Source organism: Halopseudomonas sp. (assembly GCF_041579695.1).
Classification (GTDB): Bacteria; Pseudomonadota; Gammaproteobacteria; order Pseudomonadales; family Pseudomonadaceae; genus Halopseudomonas.
This window is the reverse complement of the sequence record NZ_JBFGFI010000005.1, coordinates 23,965-42,699: the sequence shown is the minus strand read 5'-3', so window position 1 is coordinate 42,699 and position 18,735 is coordinate 23,965. Positions and strand designations below refer to the sequence as shown.

The window sequence follows — 18,735 nt, the reverse complement described above, 5'->3', positions numbered from 1 at the left end:
CTATCGGCAAGGTTGCGGACATCTTTAACCAAACAGGCTGAAGAATGCTATACAAGCAGCCCACACCATCAGGCTACGAGCGAGCAGCGTACGAACCGGGTGCAGGATTGACGCGGTCGCACCGGCAGCTTGCTGCTCGTCACCCAGGGCGGCGGCAACACAGCCCGACACCACCCGATCAGCACTGACTTCCCAGCGCAACAGCCATCCCCTGAGCAGGCCAAGCGTACGCTCGAAGTCGCCCACCAGAGCCAGGCTCAACGCGAAAAGGCGTGATGGGAGCCACTCGAGTGCGTGACTGATGCGCATCACGGCCGGCAGGGCCGGGTGTTCCTGGTCAAAGTGCTCCTGCTGTTGTTCAAATCGATCAAGCAGACGGTATCCCAGAGGCCCGAGGGGCCCGAGCAGCAGATACCAAAATACCGGTGTCACGTAGTCTCTGAAGGTCGCGCGGGCAAGGCTGGCATCGACGCCGCGCAGCAAATCATTCGGGCCAGCGCTGTCGAGCTGCAGATCGCGGCGGGCGACATGATAGGCCGCCTCCTGGTCGCCGCGCTGCCAGGCCTCCTCGAAGGCAAGCGCCATGGACCCCAGCGGGTCGTTGCGCCCCACCGCCACCAGGACCAGAGCCACGTGGGCAATCAGGGTTAGCAGTCCATATACATGACCGCGCAGAACCCAGAGCACGATACCGGCCAAAAGCAATGGCAGAGCAAGCAATATCAGCGTCTGCCACACCGGGCTCAGGCGGGATTTCTCCTGCACCACACGCGCCCAGCGTCCGAGCGCGTCGAACGGGAAACCCTGTCGCCAGGGGGTAAAACGCAGTATCAGTACCACCAGTAGCAGAACCAGAAAACTCATGCGATCTGCCCCCCATCCTTGACCGCCAGCCCTGCCAGATAACGCTGCCAGTCAAAGGCCGGACCTGGATCGGTCTTACGTTGCGGCGCAATGAATTCATGACCGGTAATACGCCGGGAGGTTATCTCGGGGTAGGCGGCCTGCAGTCCCTGGGTCAGCAGCACCAGGCTGTGGTACTGGGCATCACTGTAAGGCTGAGTATCCGTGCCCTCAAGCTCAATACCTATGGAAAAATCGTTGCAGTCAGTACAACCGCCAAAGCAGGAGGCACCCGCATGCCAGGCCCGCTGCAGACAGGAAACGAACTGGGTGATCTCTCCGTGACGCTCGATGAGAAAATGCGCCGAGACGCGCAGCGATGCGATTTCTGCAAAATAGGGATGCGCATGCGGATCGAGGGTGCCGGTGAAGAACTCCTGGACGAACCCTCCGCCATACTGACCGGGGGGCAGACTGATGTTATGGATGACCAGCAGCGATATGCTGGCCGCTGGCGGGCGACTGTTGCAATGGGGCGAGGGGCAGGTTTGCACGCCACTGACCCAGCCGTCTTCGATGCGTATCTGCATGACCTCGGATGTCCGGCAAAAACTCTATGCTAGCAGGCTGTGCAACGGATAGCACAACTTGTATCAGGCGTTCCTGCCGGACTGCAATTGACGTAGATTACCTATGACTGACTCCAGCGCCCGATCGAAAAGCTGATTGTCATTGAGCAGCCTGATCAGCCCCAGTGCTTGGTGTCGGCCCAGCTCGATCCGGGAAAATTCCGCGACTTTCATACCCCCACGGTTGACGAAGATGTACTTGCCGCTGAAGCTGATTACCGCAGCCAGCTTGCAGCGCTGGGTCGGCGCCTGGCTATCGGGCCGAAACTCGAACCAGCTGCCGGTGTGCAGTTGTTCGACCCAGGCGCTCGCCCGCGGATCCAGGTCCTCGGCGTCTGGCTCCGCAGCTGGCAACGCTACTTCTTCCATTACCGGCTCTCGCACTTCCATGACCGGCATCCGGGCCGGCCCAGGTTGCTTGCGCTGCGGTTCCCGCATTTCCGCTACCGGAGACGGGGCCGGCGCTTGCTCTTCATCGGCAATGGCCTGCGGCGGCGCTATGAGCTCAGGCGCTTCAGGCACCGCAGACACGGAATCTTGCACAGCGACTGAATCGCTGCTGTCATTAACAGGAGGCCGCGGTGCGTTATTGCCAGTCGCATCGGCATCGTTCGCAGGCGCCTGCGCTGTGTCAGCATCCTGGGGACGAACATTTGCCTCCAGCAGCATCGACTGCTGCAACTGCTTGAGCCGGACCAGCAACGGCGCGCCTTGCTCGGCATGCATGCCAAGCAGACTCAAACCATCGGCAAAGGCCGCGCGCACTTGCTGATTGAGCGTCTCGCGTGCGCCCTCATCGCCTGCGTCCACAGGCTCGACACTCGAGAGCAGTTTGCGTGCGGTCTCTTCAGCCGACTGCATGGCAGCAGAATCAGCCCCTTCGCGCAGACAGGTCATCTGCATTACCTGGCTCCAGGTATCACGCAGCAGATCTACCACAAAGACCGGCAGTGTCTTGCCCAGCAGCATTCCGTTTAGCCGCGTGGCCACTTCGCCACGGGCAGCATCTACGCGCGCCCTGCCCTCCTCGGCATCACGGGTGCGCTGTTCCAGCCGATCGGAGCGGCGCTTCTCGGAATTGATGAAGCTGGTCAGCTCACCATGCATGGCGGCAAACATCTCGGGCTGGGGCTCCGGCTCGGCAAGCAGGCGCTGGACTATACTCTCCAGCAACACATGCAACTGATCACGCCGCAGATCATCCTGGTCGTTCCAGCCCATAGTGGCGCGGGCAAGTTCGTTCAGCAGCCTTCTCGCCGGGTGACTGGCCTGACCGAAGAAACGTTTGTCGGAAATCGCCAGACGCAGAATCGGCAACTGCAAACGTCCTATCATTACCTTCAAGGCAGCGGGCAGTTGGGGATCATCCAGAATAAAATCGAACAGCATCGAAACCAGACTGATGACGTCTTCGTCGACGCGATCAACCGAACGCCGCTGGCCCTGGTGATCGCGCTGCCCCTGCAACAGCTGGTTGATATGAATGCGCAGATCCTGTCGCTGAAAGCCGCCTTCGGCCAGTTCATCCACCGGCACCTGCGCCAATACGTTAAGCAGTTCACTGCTTTGCAGCGGCGCCGCAGTTGGGCCGGCTACGCGTGACAGCGCTGCATCGCCACTGGCATGCCGCCAGTTGCCGATCAGCTCGCTGAACAGCGACAGCACGCGCTGCTGATCATCACTCTCCGACATTTCGGGTTGCGCTATCGTCGAGCGGCTTTCATGCCCGGAATACAACTGTGGCCGCCGTGGGGCACTGGCACTTTTGAGGTCGGGCAGTACGCCGGCATTGACCAGTTGCGCATTGGCAGCGGCATAAAACGGGTCGATCGGATTGAACACATAACGCTCGAATAGCTTGAGGACAATCAACCGCACCTTGATATCCAGCGTCATCTCGCCCAGAGCGTCGACGAAGATCTGCGCCAGTACCGCAGGACCAAGGGGATTGCTAGCTTCATCCACCGGCGCCTTGACCAAACTGTTGAGCCTGATAGCCAGATGCGAAAGCGCCTGCTTGTTACGCTCTACGACACGACCAACCATGCTGTCCAGCGCCACGGTCTGTTCCAGATCGTCGGGCTGGACCAGCGACAGGGTGTCCAGTGCAAAATTGGTCACAGGCTTGGGCCTGGCGGCGGAGCCCGTATCGTTCAGCGCCTCCAGCTCCTTGCCTATACGCTGGCAGCAACGAGTAGTGAGTGCATGACGCTGCAGGCGTACCGCTCGCATAGCCTCAAAAAAAAGCGCCTGCTCGGTGTTGCTCGCGGCCCGGTCCGCCATCTCAAAAAGGCTGTCGTCAGCATTATCGAAAAGCGCTGACAACCGCGCCTTGATGAAGGCTACGGCTTCCTTGCGCACCGCCCTGAGAGGCGCGGGCAAGGTCGAAGACCGTTCGAGATCGGCTTCGCTGGTCGCGCCAGCGTTGCCGATACTGATAATTTTGGGATCGCGCGCCATATGTATTCTCCGGACGATCTGCGATCGTCGTGACCAACGCCAGCGGAGTTCCCTTCTACTGCAAATGATTCTCTCGCACCATTTTCCATGTGACATGGATTTGGCGTCAAATTTAAGCCAAGTATACAGTCTTTTTCAGAATGTCCTTCGCATACTGTCTGTTCCTTGAACGGGTTCACATTAATAAACCGCGCATTAGATCGAGACGACGTCAGCGGGACACCGCCGACGCATTGCTGACACAAATGGACGCCAGCGGGCAGACCCCCTTGGCGAACTCCGGCTATCCTGTGCCGGCTGGTAAAACTTAAAATAACAGTACAGACCCATGGAGAGCCATTTCAATGGATGCACTAATTGCGTATGTAGGCACTATCAACGGCATTGTCTGGGGACCGGCAATGCTTGCTCTGCTCGCAGGCACTGGCCTGTATCTTACCCTGGGCCTGAAGCTGATCCCCCAGCGCAAGCTCGGATTCGGTTTCAAGATGCTCTGGCGCGGTCGTAAAAGCACCGCCGAAGGCGATATCAGCCCCTTCAATGCACTGATGACCGCACTGTCTGCCACCGTCGGGACCGGTAACATTGCCGGCGTGGCAACGGCACTGTTCTTTGGCGGCCCGGGCGCGCTGTTCTGGATGTGGGCCATTGCAGTAGTAGGTATGGCCACCAAGTTCTGCGAAGCGGCCCTGGCCGTGCACTTCCGTGAAAAGGACGCCCTTGGTCACCATGTCGGCGGGCCGATGTACTACATCAAGAACGGGCTTGGCAAAAACTGGAAGTGGCTGGGCGTGCTGTTCGCAGTCTTCGGCATGCTTGCAGGTTTCGGTATCGGTAACACCATCCAGTCCAACTCGGTGGCCGATGCCCTGCAAAGCACCTTTGGTGTCTCACCTCTGATCACCGGGATTGTTATCGCTGTGCTGGTTGCGCTGGTACTGATCGGCGGCATCAAGCGGATTGGCGAAGTGGCCGGCAAGCTGGTGCCGATCATGGCGCTGTTCTATGTCGGCGGCGGACTGATCATCCTGATCACGCATGCGGCAGAGCTGCCGGAAGCCTTCGGCCTGATTTTCTACCATGCGTTCAATCCGGCCGCAGCCGCTGGCGGTTTTGCCGGAGCAACAATCTGGGCTGCGATGCGATTCGGTATTGCCCGCGGTGTTTTCTCCAACGAAGCCGGCCTGGGCAGCGCGCCTATCGCCCACGCTGCGGCGAAGACCAGCAACCCGGTCCGGCAGGGCACTGTAGCCATGCTCGGCACCTTTATCGACACCATCGTTATATGCTCCATCACCGGCCTGGTCATCATGGTCACAGGCGCATGGCAAAGCGGCGAAAACGGTGCGTCCCTGTCGGCACATGCATTCAATCTGGGCCTGCCCGGCGGCTGGGGACAGTACATCGTCAGTATCGGTCTGGCCATTTTTGCCTTCACGACCATCATTGGCTGGAGCTTCTACGGCGAGAAATGCACCCAGTTCCTGTTTGGTGAAAAATCCAACATTCCGTTCCGGGTAATCTGGGTGTTGGCGATTCCGCTGGGTACGCTCCCAATTGTCGATCTGGGGAGCCTGTGGCTGGTAGCAGACACCTTGAATGCGTTGATGGCAATCCCCAACCTGATCGCCCTGCTGCTACTCAGCCCAGTGGTGTTCAAGCTGACCAGAGACTACTTCAACGACCCCGCAAACCAGCTGCAGGACAAGTAAGCCGGCTACCTCACCCGCCCTCCCCGGGCGGGTGTTCTGTCCCTGATAAGGTATACTCTCCGGCTGACGCCAATGCAGACGGAGCCCCATAGATGCCTAACCTGACCCTGGACAGCCTGCAACCGATCATCGTCGATGACGTGCGACGGGCCCTTGCCGAGGATGTCGGTTCCGGCGACATTACCGCCGCGCTTATTCCCGCTGATCGCCATGCCAGCGCCAGCATACTCACCCGAGAGTCGGCGATCCTGTGCGGCACCGCCTGGGCAGATGAAGTATTTCGTCAGGTCGATCCGCAGATACAGGCCCGATGGCTTGTGCGCGATGGTGAGCGCATGCAGCCGGATCAGGTCTTCTGTCACCTGACCGGACCCGCCCGTGGACTGCTTACCGCCGAGCGAAGCGCAATGAACTTCATCCAGACCCTGTCGGCTACCGCCACCCGAAGCCGGCACTTTGCCGATCTGGTCGCAGGCAGCGGCGTGCGTCTACTCGACACCCGCAAGACCCTGCCTGGTCTGCGCATGGCGCAGAAGTACGCGGTGACCTGTGGCGGCTGCCACAACCACCGCATCGGTCTGTTCGACGCCTTCCTTATCAAGGAGAACCACATTGCGGCCTGTGGCGGCATTGCCGAGGCGGTCGCGCAGGCACGCAATCTGGCACCAGGCAAGCCGGTCGAGGTCGAAGTAGAAAGCCTGGATGAACTGCGTCAGGCACTCGAGGCCGGCGCCGACATCATCATGCTTGACGAGCTCAGCCACGACGACATGCGCGAGGCAGTTCGCCTGGCCGCAGGACGGGCCGCACTGGAAGCCTCAGGTGGCATTACCGAAGCTACCCTGCGCAGCGTTGCCGACACCGGCGTGGACTTCATCTCGATTGGCAGTCTGACCAAGGATATCAGGGCCGTGGACCTGTCCATGCGTCTGAGCATGTAAAAAAACCGGCCTTGGCCGGTTTTTCCTTTCCTTCTGTTCAATCAGTCCCGCACATTCTCGTACAGCATGTAACGTGAGGTCTCGTACAGCCCCCGGGTCAATGGCAGGAGACGCTGATACTCGTCCGGGTAACGGTCTGCCACGTTGTCCAGCGGCGTGGCAGAGTGCAGATCATGCAGACTCGGCTCGCTGCCGTCGTAATTCATCTGCAACAGGAAATCCTTGCTCACTGCACCGATCAACGGGAACGTCCCTTCGCGCAACACCAGCGGTACTATGCGCTCGCCTTCCGGGGCGGGCTGCAGAATATCCCGGCCCATGGTGCGGTTGTCATATTCGTAACCCACCAGGCCCGCGATGGTCGGCAACAGATCCGCCAACCCCACAGCCCCCTCGAACTCGCGTGGCGGCAGCAGTTTTGGCGCATAAATCAGCAACGGCGTATTGTTGCTCTCAAGCCCCAACTGATCGAACGCCGGCTTCATGAAGTCGATGTTGGCGATGCGGGTATTGTGATCACCGAACATCACAAAAATGGTGTTATCGAAGTAACCACCCTCCTTCGCCATCTCCATCAACCGACCAATATTGAAATCCAGAAGCCTTACCGCGTTGTACTGGGCAACGCTGCGTGAGCCGGCCGCCTGAACCTCTTCCAGGCTCGGTTCAAGCACTTCGAAACCATCGTTTTCGGGAGGTATGGTAAAGGGTCGATGATTGCCGGCGGTCTGTATATAAGCGAAGAAGGGCTCATCGCGGGGAAGCCCACGCAACAGCTGGTCGGTTTCCCTGAACAAATCCAGGTCGGAGATACCCCAGACATCGGCGTTACCTGCCTGCCAGAAACCCTCTTCGTAGAGCGTGACGTCGTCGATGCTCTGGCGGATAAGACCGTTCATGTTGGCCCATCCAGCGCTGCCGCCAATGGTGTATATCTTGTTGTAACCTTCCAGCGCATTGACCAGGGTGTGCTGATTGGTAATGAGCGGGTTGCGCGTCGCAGTCTCCGACCGCGAGACATCCGGTATACCGGTAATACTGGCCCAGACCGTCTTCGCGGTACCGGTGACCGGCACGTAGAAGTGACGGAAGAACCAGCTCTCCGAGGCCATCCGGTCGAGATTGGGGGTCGGATTGATTGGATTGCCGTAGGCACCCATTGCGGTGGTGCCCAGCGATTCGAGCATGATGAAAACCACGTTGGGACGCTGAGAAGTAGCGAGCCGGTGCGGCTGCACCGATACGCTTCTGTTCAGCGTCAGGGCCTCCAGATCAGGCTCTTCGACCCCGAGATACTGGCTGACCGCAGGGTAGTGCTTGCGCACCTCGGCCAGATCGTAGCGTTCCTGAGGAATAGCAATGGTGTCGTAGAAGAAGATGACCGGGTTGATCCCCAGAGCCCCCAACTGGCTATCCCCGGAGAAGAACGCATCGCTCCAGCGTAACGGCACGGGATTTTCCAGATTGATATTACTGAAGCGACCAAGAATCGCCATAAAGACAACGACCACCATCAGACAGCTGCCCCATATCCGCGAGCCCAGACCGATGTGTGTCCTGGGACGATCAAGGGTTTCGCGCTCAAGCCGCAACAACGCCCAGAAACTCCCGACCAGCATCACCAGCCAGCCGAGCGCAATCCAGATAACCGGGTAGCTTTCCCAGACCATCTGCCGGGAAATGCCCGCGTCCTCAAGGAATTTCAGTGCCGAGGCGTTCAAACGCACGCCCAGATAGGCGTAATGCCCGAAATCGATGATGTACATGAACAGTACGATCGCCAGTGCGATCAGCAGATACGCACGACCGACCCAGCGCAGCAAGGGTGATCGCAGGCTATTCCATACCGGCAGCCAGGCCAGGAGCATCGCGGGCAGCATCAGCAGTATGGCCAGCCTCAGATCGAAGCGCACACCGATCCCGAGCGTTTCCAGAACCAGGCCCCAAGGCTGATCATCACCCGGGTTGACTGAGGAGAAGCCGAACAGAAAAACCGCCCGCAGGGCGACCAGCAGTACAAAGAGAATCACTACTGCGCCGAGAAAATAATGCAGGCGGCGAGATCGTAACCAGCCCATAGCAGGCTCCTGAAAAAATGTTGTCGGTTGGTTCAGCTTGCGCCCTTCAGCCCTTGCGGCCATCCAGACGGGCGAGAATGTCCATGGCCAGATCGTAGACCCGGTCATCGGCGATATTCAATCCGGACTGTGTCGGATCGGCTGCCGGCAGGCGACCGCTACTCTGCAATCCCTGAAACTGGCTGAGGCGCTGCGCACTGTATAGCCGCATAGCCTCAGGTGGCAACCGGGACGGCTCCAGCCTGCCCAGCTGGGTCAGAACGGCGCAGGTCGCAGCGGGGAACTCCCATGCCCGAGCGACCCTTGCGGTCAGCTGCCGGGCAACACCCAGCCACTGCGCACGAAACGCCAGGCTACTGGGTGTCTGGCTGCCGTCGAAAAGCCTGTCCAGCACCCGGCAACCGATGAGCAGACCAAGATTGCTGGAAATGCCTGCCAGGTAGGCATTGAACTCGTCGCCCTGCTCCTGACGAGCCAGAGCCGAGGCAATCAGGGCGGTTTTCCCCGACTGTTCCCAGAGCAGCAAGCCGGCAATGGCACTGAAATGGCCCTGCCGCTCACTGAAAATAGGCCGCACGAGCAGGTTCGCGACCATCTGCCGCAACCCCCTCTCGCCCAGCACCAACACGGCCTGTTCAAGACTGCGCGCTTCGCTGGCCCTGCGATAGAAGGGGCTGTTAGCCAGGCGGATGACCTCACTTACCGAAACGATATCCTGCTCGATCAGCTGAGCCAGCTCCTTGGAGGTTGTAGATGGGTCGCGGAAGTAGCTCATCAGGCGCGGCAGCACTGAGGGCAGACGCGGAATCAGGCGATTATCTGCCAGGTCGCTGTCCAACAGCGCACTAAAGGCCTTCAGCGCCCTGCGTTCAAAATCGTTCAGCGGCTTATTCTGTGGCGAATGCACACCCAGTACCATTCCCATGAATGCCTGTTCAATGCGCTCGTCAACAGGTTGATCGCTAGCCGATTTCACATCAGCGCCGACCGGCGAAGGCGGAATCGAGACCGCCTCCCCCCCGACTGCCAGCAGGATTCGTCGGAAGGAGCAAACAAACGATTTTATCTTGATCCACATTCGTAACAGTCCGTGTAACTAGGCGATGGCGCCATGCTGGCACATGATAGCGTTTTGTGACTGCGTGCGAAGAGGTCTCTGCTTGCGCCCCTGCGCAGCTATCAACGGCTGTTCGCCGGGCGCTCCAGGTATACAAGCAGCCCCTCGCAGTCGGGCAGGTGCCAGTCAGCCAGCTCGGGCCAACCGTTGTGTTCATGCAACAGGCAGGTTCGACACCCCGCGGCGCGCCCTGCCTCCAGGTCGAAACGAAAATCACCCACCATCACAGCCTCTTGCGGAGACACCGACCAGAGGTCGAGAAGATGCTGGATACCCGCCGGATCGGGCTTGGGCAGGGCTTCGGCGCGGCCGAGAACATGCTCGGGCGCAAAGCAGTCGGCAATACCCAGCACATCGAGCGACGATACGGCCACCCCATGAAGGTTGCGGGTGAGGATGCCCACGTGATTACCGCGCGCGCACAGATACCGGATCAGTCTGGCGGCGCCGGGGGCCGGGGTCACTTCACGCGCCAGACGCAGCTCGATGGCATCGAGCCGCTCGCTCAGTTCACGGGCCTGCTTTTCCGGCAAGCGTGCCAGATAACCGAGAATATCCTCCTCGGCAGGAATGCCAAGTTCTCGCCGGATGGCCGGAAAGTCGTGCTGGGCCAGCGTCAAGGTACCATCCAGATCGAATATCCAGGCCTTGATCTCATGCATTGTTCAGCGCTCCCGCTCGCGCATCAGTGACTCCTGGGTAACAGAAGCCACGAGCAGGCCGTCGCGGGTAAATATCTGCCCACGGGAAAGACCGCGGGATCCGCTCGCCGAGGGGCTGTCCATGGCATAGAGCAACCAGTCATCCATGCGCAGCGCCTGATGGAACCAGAGCGAATGATCCAGACTGGCTACCTGCATATCCCGCGACCAGGAAGAAATACCGTGGGGCAGCATCGCAGTGCCGAGCAGGTGGAAATCCGATGCATAGGCCAGCAGGTAACGATGCAATTGCGGGTCGTCCGGCAGGCGACCATCAGCGCGGAACCACATATGCCGCACCGGAGCCGATGGCTGCGGATCGAAGGGATTGAATACGCCCACTGGCCGGATTTCGATCGGCTTGTCGACCAGAACCTTGTCACGCACCTTCTCGTGTATCAGGTGCTGATGATCACGGGTCAGCTCGGTTTCGTTGCGCAGCTCCTCCGGCGGCGGCACATCGGGCATCTGCGCCTGATGGCTGTAGCCCTCCTCGTCACCCTGAAAAGACGAGATCATCGTGAAGATCGGCTTGCCCTTCTGGATCGCCTGCACCCGTCGGGTGGTGAAACTGCCGCCATCGCGCAGGGGATCGACCTGATAGACAATAGGCAGGGTGGCATCGCCAGCGCGCAGAAAATAGCCATGCACCGAATGCACGTGACGTTCGGCATCTACAGTCTGACTCGCGGCAGAGAGGGACTGGCCCAGTACCTGGCCACCAAACAGCTGCTTGAAGCCCAGGTCCTGGCTCCTGCCGCGAAACAGGTTTTCCTCGATTTTCTCCAGCGCCAGCAGGCTAACCAGATCATCCAGCATTTCGGTCATGGCAATGAGTTCCTCGACAACAGCGGCCCCGCAGAACCGGCAAACAGATAGGGGTGCGACCGAGTGTCGCAAAGCGGGACATTCTAACCGCTAACCTGCAGCTTTTGGTAATGGCTGCGCGCTTGTTGCCCGGTGCTCCGGGCACTCATACTGCCAGCCTACCCGCTCAATGGCACTGATGCATGGATCTACCCCTGGTATATCACTCCGATTACAGCTTCGTGTTTCCCACGGGCCATCGCTTTCCGATGGACAAGTTCGTCCGGCTGCATGACCATCTGCGCGCCACCGGCGCACTGCATGACGACAACCTGCACCAGCCGCAGCCGGCCAGCCGTGAACTGCTCTGCCTGGCGCATGATCCGGGTTATGTAAACCGCTTTTGCAGCAACGGGCTGGAGGTTTCGGAACTCCGCCGCATGGGGCTACCCTGGAGCGATGCGCTGGTGCAGCGCACGACCCGCGCCGTGGGTGGCTCGTTGCTGACCGCCGAGCTGGCATTGCAATATGGCCTGGCCTGCCATCTGGCCGGCGGGACCCACCATGCCCATTACGATTTTGCTTCGGGTTTTTGCATCTTCAACGACCTTGCGATAATCAGCCGCTACCTGCTGGCCAGCGGCAAGGTTGGCCGAGTGCTGATTTTTGACTGCGATGTGCACCAGGGTGACGGCACTGCCCGGATCCTCGAGGACGACATCGATGCCATCACCGTGTCCCTGCACTGCGAAAACAACTTCCCGGCGCGCAAGGCCGCCAGCGACTGGGACATCCCGTTACCCCGTCGGCTGGATGACCGCGGCTATCTGAAGGTAGTCGACGATGTACTGGGTTATCTGCTGCCGATTTACCAGCCCGACATCGTGCTGTATGACGCCGGTGTGGATGTGCACCAGGAGGACGCCCTCGGCTATCTGCGGCTGACCGATAACGGAATCGCCAGCCGTGACCGCATGGTAATCGAGCATTGCCTGGGCCGGGGCATCCCCGTATGCGCGGTGATCGGCGGCGGCTACAGTAATGACCGTGAAGCCCTTGCCCGTCGTCACGGGTTGCTGCACCACAGCGCCGCGCAGATTTGGCGCGAGCGCGCTTTGGGTTAGACTGACTGGTCACTGCCACTGTTCTACCGGATCACTCATGCCAGTCAGCCCCCCCTTATCCTCCAGTGTCGCCGTCATCGGCGCCGGTCCGGCCGGACTGATGGCCGCCGAAACGCTGATCAACCGTGGGTTCCAGGTGGATATCTATGACGCGATGCCGTCGCCGGGACGCAAGTTCCTGCTCGCTGGCGTTGGCGGCATGAACATCACCCACTCCGAGGCAGCTGATCGCTTCGTTGCCCGTTACCGGGAAGCCGCCCCCTGGGTGGAGACCTGGCTGCAGCAAATGGATGCCGGGCAGTTGCGCGAATGGGTGCACGAGCAGGGGGTAGAAACCTTTGTTGGCTCCTCGGGCCGGGTTTTCCCGGTCGAGATGAAAGCGGCACCGCTGCTGCGGGCCTGGCTACGGCGCCTGCGCGAGGCGGGGGTCCGCCTGCATACCCGACACCGCTGGACCGGCTGGAACGAGCAACAGCAATTGCACTTCGATACAGCTTCCGGCCCAACACTGAAAACGCATGCGGCCACGATACTCGCCCTGGGCGGGGGCAGCTGGTCGCGCCTGGGCTCGGACGGCGCCTGGGTGGCGACCCTGAGTCATCAGAACGTAGCGATAGCCAAACTGTTGCCGGCCAACTGCGGCTTCACCGGCAACTGGAGCACCTATCTAAGCGAGCGTTTCGCCGGCGCGCCACTTAAACAGGTAATCGCCTCGGTGACCCTGGCCGACGGTTCCACGCTGAGCCGGCGCGGCGAGTGCGTCGTCACCCATGACGGACTGGAGGGCAGTCTGATCTATGCGCTATCCGCTCCGCTGCGTGATGAGCAGATGAACACCGGCAGTGCCCGACTGCTACTGGATCTGGCGCCGGATCGCAGCGAGCATGAACTGACCGACGCACTGGCGAAGCCGCGCCGCGGGCAGTCACTCTCATCGGTACTACGCAAGCGCGCCGGACTCGATCCGCTGAAAATCGCCCTGCTGCATGAGTGCCTGGAGCCAGACGCTATGGCCGATCCACACAGGCTCGCCCAGGGGATCAAGAGCGTAACGGTCAGACTGCATGCAACCCGCCCAATGGACGAAGCGATCAGTACGGCTGGCGGCGTGATGCGTGAAGCGGTGGATCAACGATTGATGCTCAGGAACCTGCCGGGCACATTCTGTGCGGGGGAAATGCTCGACTGGGAAGCGCCCACGGGCGGATACCTGCTGACCGCCTGCTTCGCCAGCGGCCGGGCCGCCGGCAATGGCGCTGCGGACTGGCTCAGCGCTCGATCTTGACGCCAGAAAGCCGCGGCAGCATCCAACGTTCGAACAATCGCGGAAAGAACCGCGACAGAAAGCGTGCGCGCCAGTCAACATTGGACAATACCAGCAGACGTTTACGTTTCACCGCACCAAGATAGATTTCGTCCGCCACATCGTTGGGCGACGCCACCTTGAATGGCGCCGTTATGCTCGCCTGATTGATCGAGCCGTCGCCCACCAGCGCGTTCTTGCGGATGTCGGTGGCAGTATAGCCCGGGCTGACCAGCATCACATTGACGCCCTGCTCGCGCACCTCCAACCGCAACGTCTCGAACAGACCGTGCAAAGCGTGCTTGCTGGCGTTGTACGCGCTGCGATACAGCAGGGGAGCAAAACCGGAAATGGAGCTGAGTACAATAATCTGCCCCTTGCGCTCGATCAGGCTGTCCAGCGCATGGCGGGTACAGTGCAGGGCGCCGAAGTAATTCACCGCCATGATCCGCTGGAAGACCTCCAGGTCGGTATCGTTGAACTCGCTGCGATGGGTGATGCCGGCATTATTGATCAGCACATCGATACCGCCAAAATGCTCGATCACCTGGCAGATCGCCTGCTGGCAGGCATCGTCGTCGGCGACGTCGCAGTGAATGGCCAGAACCTCGGCATTGACCTTGGTCATCAGCTGTTCGCGAAACGCGACCAACGGCTCATCCTGCACATCGAGTATCGCGATCCGCGCGCCAGCCTGGGCGAAACGCAGCGCCAGGGCACGTCCGATCCCGGCACAGCCGCCGGTCACTACCACCACCTTCTGCTGAAACATGCCTCTGGCCATCACCGTCCTCCCTCTGCTATTGCTTCAAAGAGTGGGCCAAAAAGAGGCAGGCTGCAAGGTAGCTGCTAGGGAGCCAGACGCTCGCGTAGCCATTGGCCGTCGACCAGACGATAGCAAAGGCGATCATGCAGACGACTCGGCCGGCCCTGCCAGAATTCGATCATACTGGGCTTCAGACGCATACCACCCCAATGCTCCGGACGCGGCGGAGCCTCTTGTGCGTAGCGTACTTCCAGCTCGGCAAGCTTGTCCTCCAGTACCTGCCGACTGGCAATAACTTCACTCTGCGGCGAAGCCCAGGCGCCGAGCCGGCTGCCCACCGGACGGCTGTGATAATAGGCATCGGACTCTTCATCGCTGATGCGCTCGACCTCTCCCTCGATACGCACCTGACGCTCCAGATCGTGCCACCAGAAAGTCATGGCTGCCTTCGGCTGACTGATCAACTGGCGGCCTTTCGCGCTCTGATAATTGGTAAAGAACACAAAGCCGCGCTCATCCGCACCCTTTAACAGCAGCGTACGCAGGTGTGGCTGATGGTCAGCATCGACGCTGGCCAGCATCATGGCATTGGCTTCGGTGGACTCGATCTCCACCGCCTGCTCGAACCAGGTGGCGAACAGGCTCAGAGGATCGGTCGGCGTCTTGTCCTCAAGCAATCCGTCACGGGTATAGTTGCGGCGCAGGTCGGCAATATCAGGCTTCATTGAAGGTTCTCCCAAGGATCAGTGACCCAATCCTAGCACTACCGACGCAGCCTGCATTGATCCTGGACAAGGCTTGTATCAATCACCGCGCTGCAGGCATCTGTAGACTTCACGGCTGAGGGCAAGAGCCCGTGGATCCATTAACACATAGGGACCCATCGCGTTGGTCACATAGCCAAACCCGACCTGCGCGTCAGGGTCACAGAATCCCAGACAGCCGCCTGCACCGGGATGACCGTAGGCCTGCGGCCCCATGCCAAAGCCACCGCCCTCGTAGTCCTGCTCCAGCATTACGCCCAGACCGAAACGGGTCGGCGCCAGCAGCGTGCGGTCCATACCCTGCGAATGCTCGCGGCGCATCTGCGCAACCAACTCCGGGTCCAGCAGGTGGGTACTCTCCAGGCTGCCGCCGTGGGCCATGACCTGCCAGAAGCGCGCCAGCGACCGGGCATTGCCGGTACCGTTGGCCGACAGTATCTCGGCCTGCTGCCACTGACGCTCGTTGGTACTCACCATCATGCTTGATGGGTTCCCGAATGCCTTGAACCCCAACCCTTCGGGCTGACCCATCGAGGCAAAGAGCGCGCGGGCATATTCGTCGCCGAACTGGTTACGCAGGCGCGACACATGGGCCAGCCGGGGCAATGCCTGATCCGGTACACCTACGAAGAAGTCCATGCCCAGCGGCTGACAGATGTGCTCCTGGATATAGCGCCCCGGCCGAGTATCAGTGACCCGGCGCAGCGGCTCGCCAACCAGCCAGGCGTATGTCACGGGGGCGTAGCCATGAGCCTGCCCCGGCATCCACCAGGGATGCTGGGCCGCCAGCGCATTGCTCATCGCTTCCCAGTCGAACAGTGCTTCGGGCGGCAGGGTCTCGGTGATCGCGGAGAGTCCGGACTGGTGGCTGAGTATCTGGCGCAGAGTGATCTGCTCCTTCGCGGCCTGGGCAAATTCGGGCCATACCTCGGCCAGCGGCGCATCCAGGCCAAGCTTGCCGGCTTCCACCTGCTGCAGCACCGCAATGGCACCCAGCGGTTTGGTGCAGGAAAACACATTGACCAGGGTGTCCTGCTCCCAGACCTGCTGATTGTCCTTGTCGACCACGCCCTGCCAGAGATCGAGTACGGTCTCGCCGCCAACGGTCACACACAGGGCACTGCCGCGTGCCTGAGGGTCCTGTTGCTGCTGCGCGAAGATCTCGCGCACGGACTCGAAACGGGGATCGAAATAGCCCTGAACGTTGCTCATGGAAACTCCGTTGTCATTTTTGTTTACGGCCCACATTTAATCGCAGATTCAAAAGCAATTCAGCATTAAAGCAGGTACTACTGGATTTCGCGGCGGAAGGGAGGCAGCGCATTGAGAATTGCCTTGCCGTAGCGCTGAGTCACCAGGCGCCGATCGAGTAGCGTCACCGTACCGCTGTCCTCTTCATTGCGCAGCAACCGGCCACAGGCCTGGATCAGCCGCAGACAGGCGTCAGGCACCGCGATCTCCATGAAGGGGTTGCCGCCGTTGCGCTCGATCCACTCCGATAGCGCCGCTTCCACCGGGTCATCAGGCACCGCAAAGGGTATCTTGGCAATGACCACGTGCTCGCAATAACGGCCCGGCAGATCGACGCCCTCGGCGAAACTGGCAAGACCGAAAATCACGCTCTGCTGCTTGTCATCCACACGGGAACGGTGCTGGCGGATCAGCTCCTGTTTGGACAAATCGCCCTGTACAAATATCCGCTCACGAAAGGCTCCGCCCAGTCCGGCGTAAACCTCGAGCATCTGCCGGCGCGACGAAAACAATACCAGGCTGCCGAGCGCCTCCTCGAGTATTGCCGGCAGATGCTGGATGATCGCGGCACTGTGGCCGGCACTGTCACGCGGGTCGGCGCCCATATCGGGAATCCGCAGCACGCCCTTCTCGGCGTATTTGAACGGGCTCGGCGCCATGGTGCAAACCGCGCTGCGCGGCAGCCCGGCGCGCTGACTGAAGCGGTCAAAGCGTCCCAGTGCGGTCAGCGTGGCCGAAGTCACCAGACAACCGAACGCGCTGTGCCAGAGAAATTGACGCAGCGTGTCGGCCGCCAGGATCGGACTCACGTGCACTTCTATATCGTTTTGCTCGGTCAGCGTCAGCCAGCGCGCGGTCGGCGGCTTGTCCGGCGGATCGACCAGACAGAACTGCGTCCACAGGGTCCAGTTACCTTCCGAACGCGCCAGCAAGGCACCGAACAGCGGATACCACTCTTCGGCCTGGTGCGAGGTGACGCCAACGGCCTCTCCATCCATCGCCTCCTTGAGCTGATCCACCAGGCGCTGCAGCAGGTCGGTTATCCGGCCGAACCCGGCCTTGAGCTCCACACCCATATCGCACAGGTGCTCCGGCACAACTCCATCCTTGAACCGGTGCTGTGGGCGTACCTGACCACTCAGGTCTTCGGCGCTGGCAAAGTCGGACACTTCGGTCAGGGCCTGGGCCATGAATTGCTGATGCGGTTTCAGATCCCGCGCGATCTGCGGTACCTGCTCCAGCGTACGACCGAAATCCCCCGGCAACGGATTCTGCGCCAGCAGCTTGGTCAGGTTCTTGTCCAGCTGATCGAGCCAGTCGGCGGTAGCAGCCATCCGCGTGTGATGCGCGAAGTGCGCAATGGCCTTGTCGGGCAGGTGATGGCCTTCGTCGAAGATGTACAGGCAGTCACGCGGGTCGGGCAGTATTGCACCTCCGCCAAGCGCCAGATCAGAGAGCACCAGATCATGATTGGTCACGATCACATCGACCTTTTGCACGCCCTCGCGCGCCTTGTAGAACACGCACTGGTTGAAGTGGCCACAGCGGCGATTGGTGCACTGGATATGATCGGTAGTCAGCCGCGACCAGTCCTGGTCCGCCAGCGCCGTGGGCCAGGAGTCCCGCTCGCCGTCCCATTTGCTGGTAGCCAGGGATTCAACCATGCTGGTATAGAGCTTTAACCCCGCCTCGTCGACTTCCAGGTTGAAGCCCTCATCGGCAAAGCCCTGCTGCCGGCTGGCGACGGACTGGTTTTCACTGAGCAACTGATCGAGCTTGGACAGGCAGACGTAGCGCCCACGCCCCTTGGCCAGAGAGAACTGGAAATTCAGCCCGGCATTGCGCTGAATATCCGGCAGATCCTTGAGGACAATCTGCTCCTGCAGCGCCACTGTAGCTGTCGAAATAACCAGGGGTTTACCCAGGTGACGGGCAATCGGAATCGCTGCCAGGCAATACGCAACCGTCTTGCCGGTACCGGTGCCGGCCTCGACCACGGCCACCGCCGGCTCGCCGTCGCGTCGACCTTCGTCATCCAGCTTGATTCCGCCGAACAGCTTGGCCACCTCGGCGATCATCACCCGCTGGCCATAGCGTGGCTTCAGCGACTTGTTTTCGAGGAAGGTGCGGTAGGCCGTCTGGATCTGGCTTTTCAGTTCATCATTCAGCATGCGGGCTCCAGGCAAGGGCGGCATCATACCACTTCGCGCCAATGCGGGCTTGCCGCCGCTGGTGGGCG

General features: G+C 60.5%; 15 protein-coding genes. 4 read left to right on the top strand and 11 right to left on the bottom strand.

Annotation, left to right across the window (positions count from 1 at the left end):
* Nucleotides 1-24: 24 nt before the first annotated feature.
* The 3 genes from ampE to ABYA88_RS02485 all read right to left on the bottom strand — a co-directional run bounded on the left by ampE (nucleotide 25) and on the right by ABYA88_RS02485 (nucleotide 3,932).
* Nucleotides 25-864, bottom strand: a complete 840-nt coding sequence (gene ampE, locus ABYA88_RS02495; protein ID WP_373185194.1) for a regulatory signaling modulator protein AmpE — start codon at nucleotides 862-864, stop codon at nucleotides 25-27.
* Nucleotides 861-1,433, bottom strand: a complete 573-nt coding sequence (gene ampD, locus ABYA88_RS02490) for a 1,6-anhydro-N-acetylmuramyl-L-alanine amidase AmpD (protein ID WP_373185192.1) — start codon at nucleotides 1,431-1,433, stop codon at nucleotides 861-863. The genes ampE and ampD overlap by 4 nt, the downstream gene beginning before the upstream one ends.
* 63 nt (nucleotides 1,434-1,496) lie before the next feature.
* Nucleotides 1,497-3,932 (bottom strand): DUF1631 domain-containing protein, encoded by a 2,436-nt coding sequence (locus ABYA88_RS02485; RefSeq protein WP_373185190.1) that lies wholly within the window; start codon nucleotides 3,930-3,932, stop codon nucleotides 1,497-1,499.
* Between the two features lie 344 nt (nucleotides 3,933-4,276).
* On the opposite strand from ABYA88_RS02485, the gene ABYA88_RS02480 reads away from it, so the two are divergent.
* Nucleotides 4,277-5,644, top strand: a complete 1,368-nt coding sequence (locus tag ABYA88_RS02480; protein ID WP_373185188.1) for an alanine/glycine:cation symporter family protein — start codon at nucleotides 4,277-4,279, stop codon at nucleotides 5,642-5,644.
* Nucleotides 5,645-5,736: 92 nt separating this feature from the next.
* Nucleotides 5,737-6,585 (top strand): carboxylating nicotinate-nucleotide diphosphorylase, encoded by an 849-nt coding sequence (gene nadC, locus ABYA88_RS02475; protein WP_373185186.1) that lies wholly within the window; start codon nucleotides 5,737-5,739, stop codon nucleotides 6,583-6,585.
* Nucleotides 6,586-6,626: 41 nt separating this feature from the next.
* On the opposite strand, the gene ABYA88_RS02470 is transcribed toward nadC, so the two are convergent.
* The 4 genes from ABYA88_RS02470 to tesB form a co-directional block, all read right to left on the bottom strand.
* Nucleotides 6,627-8,663 carry an LTA synthase family protein gene (locus ABYA88_RS02470; RefSeq protein WP_373185183.1) on the bottom strand — a complete coding sequence of 679 codons (2,037 nt, stop codon included), beginning with the start codon at nucleotides 8,661-8,663 and terminating at the stop codon, nucleotides 6,627-6,629.
* A 46-nt stretch (nucleotides 8,664-8,709) separates the two neighbouring features.
* Nucleotides 8,710-9,639: an HDOD domain-containing protein gene (locus ABYA88_RS02465; protein WP_373185181.1), complete on the bottom strand. Its 930-nt coding sequence runs from the start codon at nucleotides 9,637-9,639 to the stop codon at nucleotides 8,710-8,712.
* A 203-nt stretch (nucleotides 9,640-9,842) separates the two neighbouring features.
* Nucleotides 9,843-10,442: an HAD family hydrolase gene (locus ABYA88_RS02460; protein ID WP_373185179.1), complete on the bottom strand. Its 600-nt coding sequence runs from the start codon at nucleotides 10,440-10,442 to the stop codon at nucleotides 9,843-9,845.
* 3 nt (nucleotides 10,443-10,445) lie between these two features.
* Nucleotides 10,446-11,309 carry an acyl-CoA thioesterase II gene (gene tesB / locus ABYA88_RS02455; protein ID WP_373185177.1) on the bottom strand — a complete coding sequence of 288 codons (864 nt, stop codon included), beginning with the start codon at nucleotides 11,307-11,309 and terminating at the stop codon, nucleotides 10,446-10,448.
* A gap of 182 nt (nucleotides 11,310-11,491) precedes the next feature.
* Between tesB and ABYA88_RS02450 the strand changes: the two genes are divergently transcribed.
* The gene (locus ABYA88_RS02450; protein WP_373185174.1) at nucleotides 11,492-12,412 is read left to right on the top strand and encodes a histone deacetylase; all 921 of its coding nucleotides are present in this window, start codon (nucleotides 11,492-11,494) and stop codon (nucleotides 12,410-12,412) included.
* A 37-nt stretch (nucleotides 12,413-12,449) separates the two neighbouring features.
* Nucleotides 12,450-13,697 (top strand): TIGR03862 family flavoprotein, encoded by a 1,248-nt coding sequence (locus tag ABYA88_RS02445; RefSeq protein ID WP_373185172.1) that lies wholly within the window; start codon nucleotides 12,450-12,452, stop codon nucleotides 13,695-13,697.
* On the opposite strand, the gene ABYA88_RS02440 is transcribed toward ABYA88_RS02445, so the two are convergent.
* The 4 genes from ABYA88_RS02440 to dinG all read right to left on the bottom strand — a co-directional run bounded on the left by ABYA88_RS02440 (nucleotide 13,681) and on the right by dinG (nucleotide 18,667).
* The gene (locus tag ABYA88_RS02440) at nucleotides 13,681-14,499 is read right to left on the bottom strand and encodes an SDR family oxidoreductase (protein ID WP_373185170.1); all 819 of its coding nucleotides are present in this window, start codon (nucleotides 14,497-14,499) and stop codon (nucleotides 13,681-13,683) included. The two genes, ABYA88_RS02445 and ABYA88_RS02440, sit on opposite strands and share 17 nt — an antisense overlap.
* A 65-nt stretch (nucleotides 14,500-14,564) precedes the next feature.
* On the bottom strand, nucleotides 14,565-15,206 hold the full coding sequence (pdxH, locus tag ABYA88_RS02435; protein ID WP_373185168.1) for a pyridoxamine 5'-phosphate oxidase: 642 nt from the start codon (nucleotides 15,204-15,206) through the stop codon (nucleotides 14,565-14,567).
* Between the two features lie 78 nt (nucleotides 15,207-15,284).
* Complete coding sequence (locus ABYA88_RS02430) at nucleotides 15,285-16,457, bottom strand: serine hydrolase domain-containing protein (RefSeq protein WP_373185166.1); 1,173 nt, start codon at nucleotides 16,455-16,457, stop codon at nucleotides 15,285-15,287.
* A gap of 77 nt (nucleotides 16,458-16,534) precedes the next feature.
* Nucleotides 16,535-18,667 carry an ATP-dependent DNA helicase DinG gene (dinG, locus tag ABYA88_RS02425; RefSeq protein WP_373185164.1) on the bottom strand — a complete coding sequence of 711 codons (2,133 nt, stop codon included), beginning with the start codon at nucleotides 18,665-18,667 and terminating at the stop codon, nucleotides 16,535-16,537.
* Nucleotides 18,668-18,735: the final 68 nt, after the last annotated feature.